The following is a 16,859-nucleotide window of genomic DNA, read 5'->3' as shown; positions in this document are numbered from 1 at the left end:
GCGGAGGCCCCGGAACGCCGGGTGCGCGTGACTGGTCCAAGTTGGCCCAGGATCCGGCACACTCACCTGTCGCACTCTGATGACGGGCCACGAGGCGGAAGCCTCAGGGCTTATCACGCTGCCGGCTCCCGCGCGGGGCGATGTACCTGAGCACACCGCAGGTCGTGGCCCACACCGCGCTGATCACGCTCGCTGCGACGGCGTGGCCGGCGAGTGCGAGGACGACGATCGATGCGAACGCGACCACAGTGACCGCGAGGATCACCATCATGAGATTGTCCGGGGACGATGGCCCGCCCGGGGACGAGTTCTCTATGCTCATGAATGAACTGCCTTTCCTGCGTTGCTTCCGGATGGGTTTGTTCGCTGGGCGGTCTCCTGCTGCAACAGGGACCGCCCTCCTACGTGCTGGACTTGCTCGCCGCGAGATCGGCCGCCGCGCGGAGGCGCGCGAAGTGTCTGGCCGTTTCGTACGGTGATCAGGTCAGATCCTTGGGTGGAGGGAAAAGCATCGGTGATGACGAGCGACAGGCGCTCGCGGCGTGTCATGCGTTTGCGGGACATGGGATCTCCATCGGGTTCGCTATCAGCGGGTGGCCAGCCGGTCGGCCTGCTCTCCATACTCGGGCCCTCGCGACGGCCGACTCCCAGTTGCGACAAGTGCTGCGCGAACGGGTGGCCTGTGCGCCGTTCAGACTGTGCACGGTGCCTGGATGAACGCTGCCGGTGCGATGAGTCGCGATGAGTCGCGACGAGGCGGCCCGGTGAAGCGGCCGCGGAAGCTGGAGCGGGCGCAGGTGGGATGGCCCCGCCCGTTACGCGAGCTGAAGGACCTGCTGTACGAGGTGTACCTGGCGGCGGCTGCGCCGAGTCTGGACGAGATCGCCGCGGACATCGCCAATATCGGTAATAAAGACCGCGTGGTGACGGGGACGCCGAGCAGGGACACCATCCACCGCTGCATCAGCTCGCCGAACCTGCAGCCCAGCCAGGCCGACGTGGTTTCCGTCGCCGTCGTGCTCGCCCGCCGTGCCGCCTGGAACGCAGGTGATCTGGCCGCGCGGATACGCGATCTGTGGATCGAGGCCGGGATGTATACCCCTGCGGGCCGGCCGATCGCCGAGTACGACGACCGGCTCGTCCTCGACGACCTGGAGGTTCATCCCGCCCTCGTCGTCGGGCCTGCCGACGACGGGCTCGGCGCGCTGCCCGCCTATGTCCGGCGGGAGTTCGACGAGCGCCTGGATGCGATGGTCGCCGCGGCAGCGGACGGGCAGAGCGGAATCGCTCTCCTGGTCGGCAACTCCTCCACGGGCAAGACCCGGGCCTGTTGGGAAGCAATCAAGAACCTCCCGGACGGATGGCGGCTATGGCATCCGATCGAGCCCAACCCCGCGTCTGCCCTGATGGGGCAACTGGACCAGGTACGACCACAGACAGTGGTATGGCTCAACGAAGCCCAGCACTACCTCCTCAACCAGGAACACAGCGCGCAAGTCGCGTCCGGTCTCCGCGAGGTGCTGAACGACTCCAGACGCGCCCCGGTGCTGGTACTGGGCTCCATCTGGCACCAGCACTGGGACGAGCTCACTGCCGTCCCTGGCACTGGCCCGGACCCGTACGCGCAGGCCCGACAGTTGGTCAAGGCGAAGGACATCCCAGCGCCCGCGGCATTCACCCCCGACGAGCTGAAGGCCGTACACACCGCAGGCGACGGCGATCCCCGTCTGGCCGAGGCCCTCGCACGCGCGGAGCAGGGACAGATCACCCAGTATCTAGCCGGTGGTCCCGCCCTGCTGGAGCGCTACCGCACCGCCCCTGATGCCGCACGGGGGCTGATAGAGGCAGCCATGGACGCCCGCCGCCTGGGCCACGGTGACGAGCTCCCACTCGCCGTGCTGGAAGCCGCCGTGCCCGGCTATCTGACCGACCTGCAGTGGGATGCGCTGCCCGACAACTGGCAGCAGCGAGCCTGGGACTACGTCACCGACAGGGAAGCATGCCGCGGGACACGGAGCCCGCTGTACCGCCGCAGGTCGCGCGGCGGTCAGCCCGCAGATGAGCAGCCCAGCTACCGTCTGGCCGACTACCTTGAACAACACGGCCGCGAAACTCGCCGCACCATGCCCGTCCCAGCTGCCCTGTGGGAGGCCTTCATCGATTTCGGCGCCCGCGACGACCTCACCACACTGGCCGCTGCAGCCCTGGACCGGGGTTTGATGCGCGATGCCTGCCGCTGTTACGTCGCAGCCGTCCGGGCAGGTCAACGGAGAGCGGCGTGGTCGCTGGCCGTGATGCTGGAGAGCATCAACCGAATTCCCGAGGCTCTCGGCTGGTATCGATGGTGCGCTGAATCCGGAACGGACGATGACGCCTACGCCCGGGTGGCCTGGCTGACCGAGTGGTCCGGCATCGGTGAGGAGGAAACCGTCAGCTGGCTGCGCGGTCGCATAGAGGCCAGCACAGAGACGGGCACAGAGACGGGCACAGGAACGGGCATCCAGGCCGCTCTGGAAGCACTCGCCTATCTGCTGGATGACCGGCGCGACGAGTTGAACGCGGTGTTGAGCCGCCATCATGAGATCAACGACGAAACCGAGCTGCGCGAGCTCGGCGACCGGCTCGCATCCGCCATCGACGATCAGTACCCCGTGAGTGACTCTGATGATGACGAGCTTTACATGGGTAGCAGGATGAGCGGCCCGAACCCGGTCATCTTCTGGATAGGTGATCCACTGGTCCGCGAGGGCCGGACCGACGAGGCCATCCGCCACTATCAGTGGTACTCCAACGAGAGCACCTACGCGATGCGCACGGCCGTCGAGCTCCTGGAGCAGGCAGATCGACGGGAGGAGGCGATCGTTTGGCTCCGGCATGAGCTGACGTCCGGAAACGGAAGGGCCCTCTGGATCATGGCCGAGCTGCTGGCACGGACGGGGCGCGGCCCAGAGGCAGAGCGACTTCGCAGGTACGGCGTGGCGCCGGACGGATCGATAGCCCGGCCATGGGAGGCGATACTGCCAGAGCAGGTGCCGTTGACGAACTTCGCGGCAGCCACACGTGACGGCGGCTGACCGCTCTCTCATCGAACGGGTAGGTCTTCGGGAGATCGCGCGAACATGATCGGGGGTGACGCCGAGGGGCATCACGACCGGTTCGTGGCTCGGGCGCTGGTTGGTGCTGCTGTGAGGATGAAGACCGAGCCGAGGGCGGCCACGCCGAACATCGCGCCGCGAAGGCCGCTGGTCTCGGCCAGCAGGCCTACGTAGGCCGGGCCGAGCAGGAAGCCGAGATAAGCCGTGGCGGCAACGGTGGAGGTGGCCCGGCCGTGCTGAGCGGGGTCGGTTCCACGCAGGCTGCGGCTCAGCAGCGTGGGGAACAGCGTCGCGGTGCCCAGGGCGGCCAGCACCAGCCCGGCCAGTGCCACAGGGCCCGAGGGGGCGGCGGCCAGCACCGCGCTTCCGGCGGTGGCCAGGACGCCGCCGCTGACGAGCATCGCGGTGGGATGGCTGCGTGAGAACCGCGCCAGGCTCAGGCGCGCCAGCGCGGCGGTGGCGGCGAAGGTCGCAGGGGCTGCGGCCGCCAGTTGGGGTGAGGCGCTGAAGACGTCGGTAAGCATCACCGCTCCCCAGCTCTGGTGGGCGTTCTCGATGGCGTAGGCCAAGGCAGCCACGAGTCCCACGACGATCAGGGGTGAGATCCGGTTGATCCGGCGCAGCAAGCCTTTGAGCCGCAATGGGCCACGAGGCGTGGCCGCGCCGAAGCCTGCCGGTCCCTCCGGCACCTCGCGGTCGGACTCGGGAGCATCAACCCTGCAACCGGCGTCCCCGTCGTGAGCCGGGATCTCGAGCGACGTGCTGGTCAGCAGGGCGGCTGCTGCCAGGGCGAGCATCAACGCCGCGACCACGACGAAGGCTGCCAGTAGTGGCAGTCCCGCACCCAGCAGCGCGCCGGTGGACAGGCTGGCGACGACGACGCCCACCGAGAACAGCCCGTGGGAACGGGTGAGCAGCGGCTTGGCGGTGGCGTGCTCTGCGCGCCCAGCCAGGGCGTTGATGGCCACGTCCGCAGCACCGGAGGCTGCGCCGACCACAAGCATCCCGATGATCAGTGTTCTCAATCCATGGGCGCCGGCGGTGATGAGGAGGCCGGCACCGGCGAGTGCCGACAACAGCCACGCCGCCACGCGGAGCCCGAAGCGGTCCACCGCTCGTCCGGTGAACGCCATCGATGGCAGCGCCCCCAGGCCGATGAAGAGCAAGGCGGTGCCGAGCTGGCCGTCGTTGACCCCTGCCTGGGTGCGCAACGCGGGCAGGGCCGCCCCCCAGGCGCCCCAGAAGATCCCGAACCCAGCGAACGCGGCGAACGCCGCGTAGGCGGCGCGGGCACCGACAAGGGGCGGCCGGAGCTCGGAGGAGGCCGTGTCGCGACTCATGGATCGTAGCGTTACACAGAATCGTAACGTTACACAAGTATGCTGTCGCCATGTCCACACGTGCCCGGCGTCGCCCCACTGTCAAAGACGTCGCGGAGCGGGCGGGCGTCGCGCCGATGACCGTCTCCTACACCTTCAACCACCCCGCACGGGTGGCCGAGGCCACCCGGAACCGGGTGCTGGAGGCCGCGGCTCGGCTCGGCTATCACCCCGACAGCACCGCCCGCGCCCTGCGCTCGGGACGCGCCAACCAGTTGGGAGTGGTGATCGGGGAGCACCTGTCCTACCTGTTCGACAATCCACAGGCGACGCAGTTCCTGGCCGGGGTCGCCGACGTCTGCGTCAGCGAGGGCTTGGGGATGATGCTGATCCCCACCCGCGGGGATGCCTCCGACGTCGACAGGGTGCTGTCAGCGGCAGTGGACGGCTACGTGCTGTGGACCACCGTGGCCGATGACCCGGTCCTCGCCGCCGTGGCGGCAAGCGGGCGACCCGCTGCCATCCAAGGCGGCCCTGCCCCCACGGGGCTGGTGTGCATCGGGCCCGACGACCGGGCAGCCGCGGCAGCGGTCGCGGCCGCCACGCCGCTGGCTGAGGCGACCCCCCTCATCATCAGCTTCCCCCTCGACCGGCGCCGTACTAGCGGCGTCCTGCGCGGCAACGACCTGCCGTCCGATCTGATGGATCCGCAGGCGGTCCCCTTCCCCGTCACCGGAGCGCGTCTGGCCGGCTACCGCGATGCGCTGACCGCAGGCGGTCACGACTGGGGCAACGTGCGGATCGCCGTGGTGGAGCGCAATCAGCGTGAACTGGGTGAGGATGCCGCCGAAGCACTGCTCGAGACACTGGAGGGCTCTGGCTCCGTGGTGATGCTGGCGATGAGCGACGAGCTGGCGCTGGGGGCCTACTCAGCGGTGCGTCGCACGCAGCGGAACAACGTAGTGCTCGCCGGGTGGGACGGCTCGCGCGAAGCCACCACCTCAGGAGTCTGGTCCGTCGCGGCCCCCCTTCGCGAGCAGGGCCGTGCGTGCGCGCAAGCGGCGTTATCAGGCGAGTCCGACGGTCACCTGGTGCCGTGGAGCGTGGTCGCTCCCGAGCAACGGCCAGACACCGACCGGTAACTACGGGCGGTACGACATCACGATCGGCGGAGTACACGAAAGCCGATCACGTTCTTGCGGCGATCGGCCGCACAGCGCGAAATCACAGTCTCGTGGCAGGCGTACGGCGTACTTCCTGGGGTACCGATCGGCGCACGAACGGGGGCGGTCGCGCCGTTACAGGGGTACGGCGCGGCCGCGAGTGCGACTCCGACCGCGAGCGCGGGAACTAGGTGCCTGCCTTAAATGCGGGATCAGTTCGTGCCGCGGGTGACGATGATCTCCTGGGCGGTAGCGCCGGGTGCGAGGTGGGAGTCTCGTGAATAACGGCGCATGACGTCGGAGGCCTGGTCGCTGGTGAGGTCGTTGCGTTCCATCAGAATCCCCATCGCCTGGCCGACCACTCTGCGGGTGTCCATCGCCTGGATGAGGTGTGCTTCGTGCCGGCTCGCCGCAATGGCGATCGAGGCATGGGCGGCGAGGACGTGTCCGATCTGTGCGTCCTCGAGGCTGAAGGTGTGGGCTTTGTCGTGATAGAGCGACAGGGCGCCAATGGGGGAGGAGCCGGTGGCCAGGGGCACGTGCAGCATCGCGTTGATCGGCAGCTCGGCGACGAGCCGGCTCCACAGCGGCCACCGGGTCTCGGTGGCGGGATCTGCGACATGTACAGGGACCGCTGAGGTGAGAGCGTGCAGCATCGGCCCGTCACCGACTTCCAGCTGCCAGCGCAGGACGTAGGCCACGAGAGGGTCGGTCGTGTATGCGACCTGTATACCGTCGGGCACCACCAGTGAGATGCCTGCGTACTCACACCCGAGGACCTGGAGGGCATATCGACTGGTGGTCTCGACGGTTGCCTCGAGGCCCTCCGCAGACGCCAGGTCTACCGCAAAGCGCCCGAAGGTCTCGGCCGAGCCTTCAAGTGCAGTTTTCTGACCGGACATGTGATGTCACCTCCGCGGGGTCCGGACGGAGTCTCGCCGGGCGGCTGTCCGGCTATCAGGCCCGTACCCGGATCGCTCGGGATGTAAGCCCCTGACCAGCGGCGCGACCGGCGTGGCATCGGCCGCAGGGCCGTCTCGGTGATGGGTAGCTTGGCGCAGCTCTGGGTACCGAATTCGTTGTGAACGGCGAGCAGCTGCTGGACCTGGCCCAGCGAATGGCGAGGACGCTGACTCCTGGCGACCTCGATCACACGCTGAGCCGAATCACGGCCGCGGCTGTCGAGGTCTTGCCGGAGACCGACTACGCCAGCATCACCGTTCTGCACGGCGACGGCCTGCTGGAAACCGTCGCGCCGAGCGACGACCTGCTGTGGGGCCTCGACGCCGCACAGCACGAACTTCGTCAAGGGCCTTGTTACAGCGCCGCGGAGAACTCGGTACACGTTGTGTCGACTGATCTGGCTCATGACGGCCGGTTCCCCGAGTACGCCGCGGCGGCGGTCGCTGCCGGTATCGGCGCACAGGCGGGGATCAGCCTCTTCGACGCTCCCAGGTCGCGAGGTGCCTTGAATCTCTATGCGCACAAGCCTGGTTCGTTCCACGATCTCGCGACGATCGCCGAACTGTTCCGGCACCAGGCAGCGTGGGCGATCGACTACGCGCGGGAGATCCACAATCTGCAGGAGGCGGTCCGCACCCGCACCACGATCGGTACGGCGGTGGGCATCGTGATGGAACGGTACCGGCTCAGCGACGACCGTGCGTTCGCGTTCCTGACCCGGCTCTCCCAGGACAGCAACATCAAGCTCCGCCTGATCGCGGAACGCGTCATCGCAGCGACACGTCATGGGTCGTAGCCGCATGATGCGGGCCGCTGATCCGTGCCGGCGAGCCGGAGAGTAACTGTGGGTACCGGAGGGCATGCGACTTCGTCGGAGCCATCCTGAGAAGGACGGGTTCACCCGCCGGAGGTGTGGGCGTGGGTTCAGCTACCTCGATGTCGACGGGCAGCCGATCCGGGACACCGACGTGCTGGAGCGGATCCGGACGCTGGCGATTCCGCCGGCCTGGACCGATGTCTGGATCTGCCCGTACCCGAACGGACACATCCAGGCCACAGGCAACGACCAGGCGGGCCGGCGGCAGTATCTGTACCACGACGACTGGCGGTCGACGCAGGACGCGGACAAGCACGATCGGGTCCGCCTGCTCGCCCGGAAGCTGCCCGCGTTCCGGGAAGCCGTGGACAACGACCTGTCCGGACGCGGGCTCGACCGGCGACGGGTGCTGGCGATCGCGTTGCGGATGCTCGACTACGGCGTCTTCCGGACCGGGAACACGCAGTACGCCGACGAGAACGGCAGCCGCGGCGTGGCGACCCTGCACCGCGACGACGTACGGGTCAGCAAGGGCAAGCTCGTGTTCGACTTCGTCGCGAAGGGCGGTCAGCGGCGCCGGGTCGAACTGGACGACGACCGACTCGTCGCGGCGGTGCGCTCACTGCAGCGGGGGCGGCACGGGACCGACCGACTGCTCGTCTACCGCGACGGCGACGGCTACCACGAACTCGACGCCGCGATGATCAACGAGCGCTTCCAGGAACTGGTCGGCGAGGACTACACGGTCAAGGACCTGCGTACCTGGACCGCCACCGTGCACGCCGCGGTCGAGCTCGCGCAGGCCGATCCGCCGTCGACGAAGAGGGCCCTGAACGAGGCGGTGCGATCGATGCTGGACGAGGTGTCCGACCACCTCGGGAACACGCCGACCGTCGCCCGGAGCTCGTACGTCGATCCGCGCATCGTCGACCAGTACGAACACGGCCGCACGATCGAGAGCACCGTCGACCGGGTCGGTGCCGACCTCGACGACGAGCAGGCCCGCGCCGCCCTCGAACGCGCGGTGAACAAGGTCCTCGACCACGCCGGCCGGGACTGACGTCAGCGGCCGGCGTCCGCCATGGACAGGAACATACGAGCCACGATCGTGCCCAAACCACGCCGTGTGGGTGCGGTGGTGCCCGCGTGTGGCGTGTGGGTCTGGGTACTGCGGCGTTGTACGGCTATCGGACCATGGACGGTGAACAGTGCGTCGAGTGGTGGTTGTCGTGATGCTGCTGGTGCTGCTGACCGGGTGCCAGGGTCCGGAGCAGCAACTGCGGCAGGCGGCGGCGCAGTCGGCGCGGGAGGCTGCTTCCGAGGTCGGGACGACGCGGCTGGCGGTCGAGCAGCTGCGGTCGCGTCGGCTGTGGTCCCAGTCGGCCGAGCAGATCGTCAAGGACGCTGAGCAGGGGGTCGAGAAGGCCGCGAGCTCGTTCTCGGCGCAGCAGCCGGCCACCGGAGCGTCGACCTCGCTGTACGAGCAGGTGACCAAGGCACTCGACGATGCGCAGACTGCGGTGACCGCGGTGCGCATTGCCCTCGGCAACAACGATCTCGCCGCCGCCGAGCGACAGCTCGACCAGCTGCGTGCCGCGAGCCGCGACCTCCAGTCGATCGAGGAGGTCGCGTCGTGAAGAAGTTCGTCGGCGTGACACTGGGCATCCTGACCGCGATCGGCGGGTTCGTGGACATCGGGGACCTGGTCACGAACGCGCTGGTGGGCGCCCGGTTCGGCATGCACCTGGCCTGGGTGGTCGTGGTCGGGGTGATCGGGATCTGTCTGTACGCCGAGATGTGCGGCCGGGTCGTGGCGATGTCGGGGCGACCGGTGTTCGATCTGATCCGTGAGCGTCTCGGGCCGCGTACCGGACTGCTGACCCTGGTGGCGTCGCTCCTGGTCACGCTGCTGACGCTGATCGCCGAGATCGGTGGCGTCGCGCTGGCGTTCGAGTTGGCGAGCGGCGTGAACTATCTGCTCTGGATGCCGCTCGCGGCGCTGGCGGTGTGGTTGGTGATCTGGCGGGTCAAGTTCTCCCGGCTGGAGCAGGTCTTCGGGCTCTTGGGTCTGTTGCTGGTGGTTTTCGCGGTGGCCCTGTTCAAGCTCGGGCCCGACTGGGGACAGCTGATGCATCAGGCCTTGCGCCCGCATCCGATCGGACACGAGAGCTGGTGGACGTACGCGTACTACGGGATCGCGTTGTTCGGTGCCGCGATGACGCCGTACGAGGTGTTCTTCTTCTCCTCCGGCGGGGTGGAGGAGAAATGGACCCGGCGGGATCTGGGGACGGCGCGGTCCAATGTCTTCATCGGGTTCCCACTCGGTGGGTTGTTGTCGCTGTCGATCATGGGGTGTGCGGCGGTGCTGTACCTGGCGGCCGGTATCGAGGTCGCGACGTTGGGCCAGGTCGTGCTGCCGGTGGCCGTTGCCCTGGGCAAGCTCGGGCTGGCGGTCGTGCTGATCGGTGTCTTCGCGGCGACCTTCGGGGCGTCGCTGGAGACGGCGCTGTCGTGCGGTTACACGATCGCGCAGTACCGCGGCTGGCAATGGGGCAAGTTCGTCCGGCCGAAGGAGGCGTCGCGGTTCCACGTGGTGATGATCGTCTGTCTGGTGCTGGCCGTGCTGACCCTCCTGACCGGGGTCGATCCGGTACTGGTGACGGAGTACTCCGTGGTGTTCGCCGCGATGGCCCTGCCTTTGACGTACCTGCCGATCCTGATCATCGCCAATGACCCGGACTACGTCGGACGGGAGGTGAACGGCCCTGTGCGGAACGCGCTCGGGCTGGTCTACCTCGCGCTGCTGACGATCGCATCGGCCGCGGCGATTCCACTGATGATTGTCACGAAGGCGGGGCAATGACCCATGACCAATGAATCCGCGCGCGTGCTGCACGCCCAGCTGCATCTTCTCGATCGGCAGCTGATCGACCGGTCCGACGGCCATCTGTGCGGGAAGGTCGACGACGTCGAGCTCGACCTGGAAGCCGACCCGCCGGTGGTCTCGGCGCTGATCTCCGGCCGGGAGCGGATCACCGCGCGGCGGATCGCCGAGATCGACACCGCGGTGAAGGTTGTCGCGGACGGCCTGCAGCTCGACTACTACGACGACTGGCTCGGGGACCACGTCATCGACAAGATCCCGGGGGCTCTCGATGCGACTGAATGACCTGCTCGGTCTTCGGGTGATCGATGCCGACGGTGACGACGTGGGCGGTGTGGCCGACGTCCGGCTGGTGCAGGACGGACCGCTGCTGGTCTCGATGCAGCGTGCCCTGCGGGTTGACGGTCTGATCGTGGTGGAGAACCGGGTCACCCGGCTCTTCGGGTACGAGCGGCATGTCGGGCCGGCCCTGCTGCGCCGGCTGGTGCATGCGCGGCTGGGCGAGGTCTGGTACCTGCCCTGGGCGAACGTCGACGAGATCGTGGACGGTGTCGTCAGGCTCGCCTCGAAGCGCGCCGACTTCCGCCGCCTGGAGGAGCTCGCACGGTACTGACGACGCTCGAGTGCGTGCAGGAGGTGCTGATGGTCGTTTGTCGCGGTGCGGGCCGGGTACCGATCGGCCGGTCGGCTTCTGGGGATCAGGCAGGTGTCCCTGCAGGTGGAAATCGGCAGTTCGTGGAGGCGAGCCATGACTGAGCATCATCCGTCGACGGCAGAGATGCTGGAGCGGTTGGCGACCGAGATGCACGACGCGGAAGGCGTGGAGCAGACCGTCGACACGGTCGTCGAGTTCTGTTGCCGGGCCGTCGGGTGCGAATTCGCCTCGATGGTGCTGATCGACCGCCGGCAGTGCCTCTCGATCCTGGCGCTGAGCGACCCGAAGCTGGCCGAGCTCTACCACGAACAGGTCCGCTTCGGTGAAGGTCCGCTCATCACCGCGGTCCAACAGGACAAGGAGTTGCTCATTCCCGACGTGCTGGTCGAGACTCGCTGGTCGCAGACGTGGACCAACGCGGCCCTCGTTGCGGGGATCCGGAGCGCGATTCACATTCCGGTGCGGGTACGGCGTGATCCGGGGGCGGTGCTGAGTCTCTTCTCCGGGACGCCGGGCGGCTTCGACGACGACGACCTCGCCGTGGCGCACCTGCTCGCCGGCCAGGCGGCGGTAGCGATCGCGAGGGCACGTGACGACCGCAACCCGGCCGTGGCGACCGATGTCCGCAGGCTGATCGGACAGGCGCTCGGCATCCTCATGGAGCGTTACGACTTGGACGACGAGCGCGCCCTCGAGGTGCTCCGGCAGTACTCGAAGAACTCGAAACGCAAGCTGCGCGACGTCGCCCAGGAGCTGATCGAATCTCGCCGGCCGGCCCCGTTGCCGGAGAACGCCTGACTGCCCCGCCGGACCCCCGGCCCTTCGGGGTTCAGGCGTGATCGCCGTCCAGCAACCGGTGGATCTCCTCCAGGGCGTGCTGGATCTCCGGATGGTTGTACTGCGCGGCGCGTGACTCCGCGCTGATCACACCGCAGCGGTGCACGCGCCGGAAGTCGCCGTACGGGAACTCGTAGTGGCCCTTGGTCTCCTCGTCCATCTCCGTGTCGACACCGAGGAACCACGATCCGTAGTCCTGCCAGCCGTGCTTGTCCAGGTACGCGTTCTGCTCGGCCGCGGTCGGTGCGTGCTCGCTCCAGTCGTCCCGCTCGTCCTTGACCGTCTGACCCTTCCGGATCAAGGACTTCGCGTGTTCGAACGCCTTGTCGTTCAGCTTCACAGTCATGCAGTCCCGGTGCCCGATCAGTTCAGGAGTCAACCGCCCGCGCGGTGCCGCCCGCGGCGTTCGGCGCCGCTCTCACCGGCTGTTGATTCGTCCGTCGTGGTGTCGTCGCCGGCGACGCGGCCGACGAACTCGGAACTCGTACCGGTCCCGGTCGTGGCCGGGGTCCCGCGATCGGGATCGCCGCCCGTACTGCGGGTCATCGCCGTGGTGCCATCGGACGGTGCGTCGGCCTCGTTGACCTTGTGGGACAGACGCCAGCGCTTGAACCGCTGCCAGATCGACATCGTAGGCTCCAATCGCCCGCGGGAGCTGAATCGGTACCCGCGGTGCCGGCGTGGAAACAGCGAGCCGTTGTGCGAGCTACTTCCGCTTGATGCTCGTGACGACGGCAGGTGCCGGTGCGAGTGCCGTGATCGGCTGCAGCGACTCGACCGTCAGCGGCTGCTCCTGGTTGGTGACGGTTTCGAGGTGATGCAACAGAATCCCTTCGCGCAGCGCCCACGGCGACACCTCGAGGTGGCTGATGTCGAGAGTCGCCATCGTCGCGCTCGCGACCACGGCTCCGGCGAGCGACTGGTGGGCACGGTACTGCGAGATCCCACGGAGGGTGGCGCGCTCGGTGCTGGTCATCGCGGCCAGCCGCGGCAGCCAGCGCCGTACATCCCGTCTGGACAGGGAGCGCCGGACGAACGGACCGCAGCGTTGCGCCGGCGCTCCGGTCAGCCGGGCCAGCTGCTTGAACGTCTTGGAGCTGCCGATGACCTGTTTGGGGTCGCCTTCCCAGAGGAGCCGGTCGGAGACCTGGCGCAGCGTCGTACGGACGTGGTGCCGCAGTTCGTGGAGTTGGTCCCGGCTCGGCGGGTCGTCGGGCAGGAAGCGACGCGTCAGCCGGCCGGCCCCCAAGGGCAGGGACGCCGCGAAGTCGGGGCGGGCGTCGCGACCGAGCGCGATCTCCATCGAGCCGCCGCCGATGTCGAGCACGAGCAGGCGTCCGGCGGACCAGCCGTACCAGCGCCGGACCGCGAGGTAGGTCAGGCGGGCTTCGTCCTCCCCGGTGAGGAAGCGCAGCTGGACGCCAGTCTCGTTGGCGAGCGCGGCGGCGATCTCTCCGGCGTTGGTGGCGTCGCGGATCGCCGAGGTCGCGAACGCGTACATCCGGTCGACCTGCAGGTCGTGCGCGGCAGCCGCCGCCCTCCGGACGGCCTCGATCACGCGGTCCAGGCCGTCGCCGGTGATGGTGCCGTCCGGCTGAAGTGCTTCGCCCAGCAGGATCCGTTGCTTGAACGCGTGGGTGGGGAGCGGGGGCGCGCCCGGCACGGCCTCCGCGACCTGCAGTTGCGCGGTGGTCGATCCAATATCCAGTACGCCGATCTTCATGACTTGGTCGGTGCCCGCCGCAGCGGCCCTCTAGTCGTCCCGGATCTCCTTGCCTTCGCTGCATGCGAATGAGCGCGGCGGGTCGGGGTAGGCGCACTCACTCCTGCCGTTCGACGGTTGGCTCAGGCACGGTGACTCGTCGGTCGTCGGGGAGCCGCCGGGTGCGTCCGCGGCGGTCGAGGTGTTCGAGCAGTGGTACGACGACACGTCGGGTGCTGTCGAGGCAGCGTCGTGCCGCACTGGTGGTGAAGGGCTGCGGTAGCTCCGCGAGTCGTCGTACTGCCGTCTCGTCGGCGCCGGGGAGGAGCACGACCGTGTCGGTGAGGCGGAGCAGCAGGTGGGCTCGGCCCGCGGCCGCGATGGCCCGCTTGTCGAGACCTGCGGCTTCGAGCTCGGCTGCCTCGGGTGCCCGGTACGGCTGCCGGCGGATCCGCTCGGTGAGCTCGGCGACTGCCTTCAAAAGCTGGGGTGGGAGGGCGGCGTCGCCGTTGAGCACGCGTCCGCCGGTGACGTGGAGCGGAGGACCGACCAGCGCCGTGACGAGGTCGACGGAGGGGAGGGCAAGGAGCTGGGCCGCTGTGGTCAGCGGCAGACCGGGGTCGAGTGGTTGTTCAGCCGACCATGTCGCCACCAGATTCGCGAGTTCGGTTCGCAGGGCCGTGGCATGATCCGGGGCGAGCAGCCAGTCGCCGACCCGGACAGCGTCCGCGGTATCCGGGTCCACGCCGATCCGGCGGAGTAGCGAGGCCCGGACGGGGCTGCGCCGCCGGACCTCGGTGGCAGGGCGACCGTCCACCGTCGCCAGCTCGGATGCGCGCCGGCGTGCGGCGCCGCGACGGTTGATCGCGGGCGGAATCGGGTCGGCCACGACGATTCCCCACAGCCGCCGGCTGCCTGGATCGCGGAGGATGGCGCGATCGCCGATCCGGAGCGGCAGGGGGCGGCGGAAGAGCAGCCGGGCGTGCCGCGCACCGAGCGCGCGGAAATGAACGTGCTCGGCCACCGCACCGATGTGCACCACGAGGTCGGCGCGGCCGGGCACGTCGACTGTCGGGGCCGAGTCGGGTTCCGCGTCGTGCGGTGCCAGGATGACGTCCGCAGATGTCGTCCAATGCCATGCGTCCGGGGTGGCCAGCACACTGTCCCGTCCAAGAGCGTCGGGGATTTTGCTGCCGAGGTTGAGTGCGACCCGGGCGACGCCACTCACCTGGTCACGGGACCTGCCGAGTGCCTCGATCCCGCGGACCCTGACCTCGCCGTTCCCGAGCACGAGTCGGTCGCCGCGGGCGACGGTTCCCGCGGCCAGGGTGCCGGTCACGACGGTTCCGGCACCGTGCACGGTGAAGCTCCGGTCGACCCACAGCCGGACATCGGCGCCCGGATCGGGGACCGGTAGTGCGGCCGCCAGCGTCGTCAGGGCCTCGCGCAGTACGTCGAGGCCTTGTCCGGTCCGGCCGCTCACCGCGACGATCGGCGCTTCGTGCAACGTCGTCCGAGCGAGTTCCGCCCGGGTTCGGGTGATGATCGGTTCGGGATCGGCCAGGTCGGATCGCGTCACGGCAACCACGCCGTGCCGGACCCCGAAGGCGTCCAGCGCGGCGAGATGTTCGGCGGCCTGCGGCATCCAGCCGTCGTCGGCGGCGACCACGAACAGAACGGCCGGCACCGGCCCGACCCCGGCCAGCATGGTGGCGAGGAACCGTTCGTGCCCCGGTACGTCGACGAACGCGACCTCGCCCACGTCGGGGAGCTCGGTCCAGCAGTAGCCGAGACTGATCGTCAGTCCGCGCCGTCGTTCTTCGGCGAGCCGGTCCGGGTCGGATCCGGTCAGTGCCCGGACGAGCGTCGACTTGCCGTGGTCGACGTGCCCGGCGGTGGCGATCACGTGCATCGCTCAGCCACCCGTCGCACAGCCTCCACGAGTACGTCGTCCTGCGTCGGCGGTACTGCGATCAGATCGAGCAGCAGCCGTCCGCGCACGACATGACCGACGACCGCCGGGTCGAGCATCCGCAAGGGTTCGGCCCACCGTGGATCGAGTGCGACGGCTGCACTCTCCAGTTCGACGCCGGGTGCGCCTCCGCCGCCGACCGCCGCCGTCGAGACGACCGCGTCCGCGCCCAATGCGCTCGCGACCTGCTTCGCCCGCGCGAGGAGCTCGCCGGGTGTGGTGGCCAGCGCCTCGGCAACCGGCGTCGGGGGACCGGTCAGCGTCGCCTCCAGAGCGGCCAGGGTGAGCTTGTCGACCCGGAGCGCCCGGGCGAACGGGAAGCGGCGCAGCCGCTCGACCAGGGCGTGGTCACCGAGGAGAAGTCCGCATTGCGGCCCGCCGAGGAGCTTGTCGCCCGAGGCTGTGACGAGCGCTGCCCCGGCACGCAGTGCGGTGGTCGCGTCAGGCTCCGCAGGAAGTCGGGGATGCGGCTGCAGCAGGCCGGAGCCGAGGTCGGCCACCACGGGAACCGGCAGGGTGGACAGCTCGGCGATCGAGACGGTGGACGTGAAGCCCTCGACGCGGAAGTTGGACGGGTGCACCTTGAGGACGAACGCGGTCGAGTCGTCGACAGCCGCCTGGTAGTCGGCGAGCCGGACGCGGTTCGTCGTACCGACCTCGCGGAGGGTCGCGCCGACCGATGTGAGCAGGTCGGGGATGCGGAAACCGTCGCCGATCTCGACCAGTTCGCCCCGGGCGATCACGATCGAGCGGCCCGCGGCGAGTGCGCAGGCGGCGAGCGCGAGGGCTGCGGCGCCGTTGTTGACCACGTGGACGCCGCCCGCGTCGGGGACGGCCGCGGCCAACGCGGCGAGTGCTGCCGCGCCACGCTTCCCGCGCGCACCGGTCCGTAGATCGAGTTCGACGTCGGTCGGTCCGGCAGCCAGTCCGAGCGCCTGCTGTGCGGCCGTGGACAGGGGCGCGCGCCCGAGGTTCGTGTGGACGACGACTCCGGTCGCGTTGATCACCTGTCGCAAGGACGTCGGCGCGCTGGGGAGCGCTGCGAGCACGGCCGGCACGACGTCCGCGGGGGAGATCGCACCGGAGCGGCACCGGTCGAGTGCACCGCCCACAGCCTGCTTGACCGCGGGCCGGCCGAGACGGGCGATCGCGTCGGCCAGTTGAGGATCGGCCAGCACCCGGTCGGTGCGCGGCGTCGCCCGGCGCGGATCGTCACCGGCGACGTGCCGGGCACGGTCGCGATCGGCTGCGGACACCGGCACCTCCGGACGTGGTTGGCGGAGGCGGACGGGAATCGAACCCGCCTGGCCGGGATACCCGGCCACAACGGCTTTGAAGACCGCGCCCGTCACCAGACGAGGTACGCCTCCACGAGTCGCTGGTGCAGTGCCCATTCGGAGCGTTTTTCACTCAGTGCATGGCATGAACGTTTACGACGGGCCACTTCGGCGT

At 69.0% G+C, this 16,859-nt stretch carries 17 protein-coding genes and 1 tRNA gene; 9 read left to right on the top strand and 9 right to left on the bottom strand.

What is annotated here, in order from left to right; genetic code table 11:
- Positions 1-103: 103 nt before the first annotated feature.
- Positions 104-268 (bottom strand): hypothetical protein, encoded by a 165-nt coding sequence (locus ACFYRH_RS17945; RefSeq protein ID WP_387775745.1) that lies wholly within the window; start codon positions 266-268, stop codon positions 104-106.
- 445 nt (positions 269-713) lie between these two features.
- On the opposite strand from ACFYRH_RS17945, the gene ACFYRH_RS17940 reads away from it, so the two are divergent.
- Complete coding sequence (locus ACFYRH_RS17940; RefSeq protein WP_387775742.1) at positions 714-3,074, top strand: hypothetical protein; 2,361 nt, start codon at positions 714-716, stop codon at positions 3,072-3,074.
- Between the two features lie 71 nt (positions 3,075-3,145).
- Here ACFYRH_RS17940 and ACFYRH_RS17935 read toward each other — a convergent pair whose 3' ends face one another.
- Complete coding sequence (locus ACFYRH_RS17935; protein ID WP_387775737.1) at positions 3,146-4,435, bottom strand: MFS transporter; 1,290 nt, start codon at positions 4,433-4,435, stop codon at positions 3,146-3,148.
- A gap of 50 nt (positions 4,436-4,485) precedes the next feature.
- On the opposite strand from ACFYRH_RS17935, the gene ACFYRH_RS17930 reads away from it, so the two are divergent.
- Positions 4,486-5,556: a LacI family DNA-binding transcriptional regulator gene (locus ACFYRH_RS17930; RefSeq protein WP_387775734.1), complete on the top strand. Its 1,071-nt coding sequence runs from the start codon at positions 4,486-4,488 to the stop codon at positions 5,554-5,556.
- 233 nt (positions 5,557-5,789) lie between these two features.
- Here the strand turns inward: ACFYRH_RS17930 and ACFYRH_RS17925 are convergent, their stop codons facing one another.
- Entirely contained in the window at positions 5,790-6,479 is a 690-nt protein-coding gene (locus ACFYRH_RS17925; RefSeq protein WP_387775731.1) for a GAF and ANTAR domain-containing protein, read from the bottom strand.
- A 179-nt stretch (positions 6,480-6,658) separates the two neighbouring features.
- Here ACFYRH_RS17925 and ACFYRH_RS17920 point away from each other — a divergent pair, with 179 nt between their 5' ends.
- From ACFYRH_RS17920 to ACFYRH_RS17890, 7 genes are all read left to right on the top strand, one after another.
- Positions 6,659-7,336 carry an ANTAR domain-containing protein gene (locus tag ACFYRH_RS17920; RefSeq protein ID WP_387775728.1) on the top strand — a complete coding sequence of 226 codons (678 nt, stop codon included), beginning with the start codon at positions 6,659-6,661 and terminating at the stop codon, positions 7,334-7,336.
- A 64-nt stretch (positions 7,337-7,400) separates the two neighbouring features.
- On the top strand, positions 7,401-8,417 hold the full coding sequence (locus ACFYRH_RS17915; protein WP_387775725.1) for a DNA topoisomerase IB: 1,017 nt from the start codon (positions 7,401-7,403) through the stop codon (positions 8,415-8,417).
- 157 nt (positions 8,418-8,574) lie between these two features.
- On the top strand, positions 8,575-8,994 hold the full coding sequence (locus ACFYRH_RS17910) for a hypothetical protein (protein ID WP_387775722.1): 420 nt from the start codon (positions 8,575-8,577) through the stop codon (positions 8,992-8,994).
- A complete protein-coding gene (locus ACFYRH_RS17905) occupies positions 8,991-10,220 on the top strand; it encodes an NRAMP family divalent metal transporter (protein ID WP_387775719.1) in 1,230 nt (409 codons plus the stop codon). The genes ACFYRH_RS17910 and ACFYRH_RS17905 overlap by 4 nt, the downstream gene beginning before the upstream one ends.
- Before the next feature lie 3 nt (positions 10,221-10,223).
- Positions 10,224-10,526, top strand: coding sequence for a hypothetical protein (locus ACFYRH_RS17900; protein WP_387775716.1), 303 nt, complete (start codon positions 10,224-10,226; stop codon positions 10,524-10,526).
- Positions 10,513-10,854: a hypothetical protein gene (locus ACFYRH_RS17895; RefSeq protein ID WP_387775713.1), complete on the top strand. Its 342-nt coding sequence runs from the start codon at positions 10,513-10,515 to the stop codon at positions 10,852-10,854. The genes ACFYRH_RS17900 and ACFYRH_RS17895 overlap by 14 nt, the downstream gene beginning before the upstream one ends.
- A gap of 135 nt (positions 10,855-10,989) precedes the next feature.
- Complete coding sequence (locus ACFYRH_RS17890; RefSeq protein ID WP_387775710.1) at positions 10,990-11,694, top strand: GAF and ANTAR domain-containing protein; 705 nt, start codon at positions 10,990-10,992, stop codon at positions 11,692-11,694.
- 31 nt (positions 11,695-11,725) lie between these two features.
- On the opposite strand, the gene ACFYRH_RS17885 is transcribed toward ACFYRH_RS17890, so the two are convergent.
- From ACFYRH_RS17885 to ACFYRH_RS17860, 6 genes are all read right to left on the bottom strand, one after another.
- A complete protein-coding gene (locus tag ACFYRH_RS17885) occupies positions 11,726-12,079 on the bottom strand; it encodes a hypothetical protein (RefSeq protein WP_387775707.1) in 354 nt (117 codons plus the stop codon).
- 29 nt (positions 12,080-12,108) lie between these two features.
- Entirely contained in the window at positions 12,109-12,363 is a 255-nt protein-coding gene (locus ACFYRH_RS17880; protein WP_387775704.1) for a hypothetical protein, read from the bottom strand.
- A gap of 76 nt (positions 12,364-12,439) precedes the next feature.
- Positions 12,440-13,456, bottom strand: coding sequence for a Ppx/GppA family phosphatase (locus ACFYRH_RS17875; protein WP_387775701.1), 1,017 nt, complete (start codon positions 13,454-13,456; stop codon positions 12,440-12,442).
- A gap of 97 nt (positions 13,457-13,553) precedes the next feature.
- Positions 13,554-15,347: a SelB C-terminal domain-containing protein gene (locus ACFYRH_RS17870; RefSeq protein WP_387775698.1), complete on the bottom strand. Its 1,794-nt coding sequence runs from the start codon at positions 15,345-15,347 to the stop codon at positions 13,554-13,556.
- Complete coding sequence (gene selA, locus ACFYRH_RS17865) at positions 15,338-16,663, bottom strand: L-seryl-tRNA(Sec) selenium transferase (RefSeq protein ID WP_387775694.1); 1,326 nt, start codon at positions 16,661-16,663, stop codon at positions 15,338-15,340. Before selA ends, ACFYRH_RS17870 begins: the two co-directional genes overlap by 10 nt.
- A 19-nt stretch (positions 16,664-16,682) precedes the next feature.
- Positions 16,683-16,777: transfer RNA gene (locus tag ACFYRH_RS17860), tRNA-Sec, on the bottom strand.
- Positions 16,778-16,859: the final 82 nt, after the last annotated feature.

Origin of the sequence: Kribbella sp. NPDC004875, from assembly GCF_042873375.1 — a bacterium.
GTDB lineage: Bacteria > Actinomycetota > Actinomycetes > Propionibacteriales > Kribbellaceae > Kribbella.
Note: the sequence above shows the minus strand (reverse complement) of the source record. Positions and strands in the feature narration are given on the sequence as shown.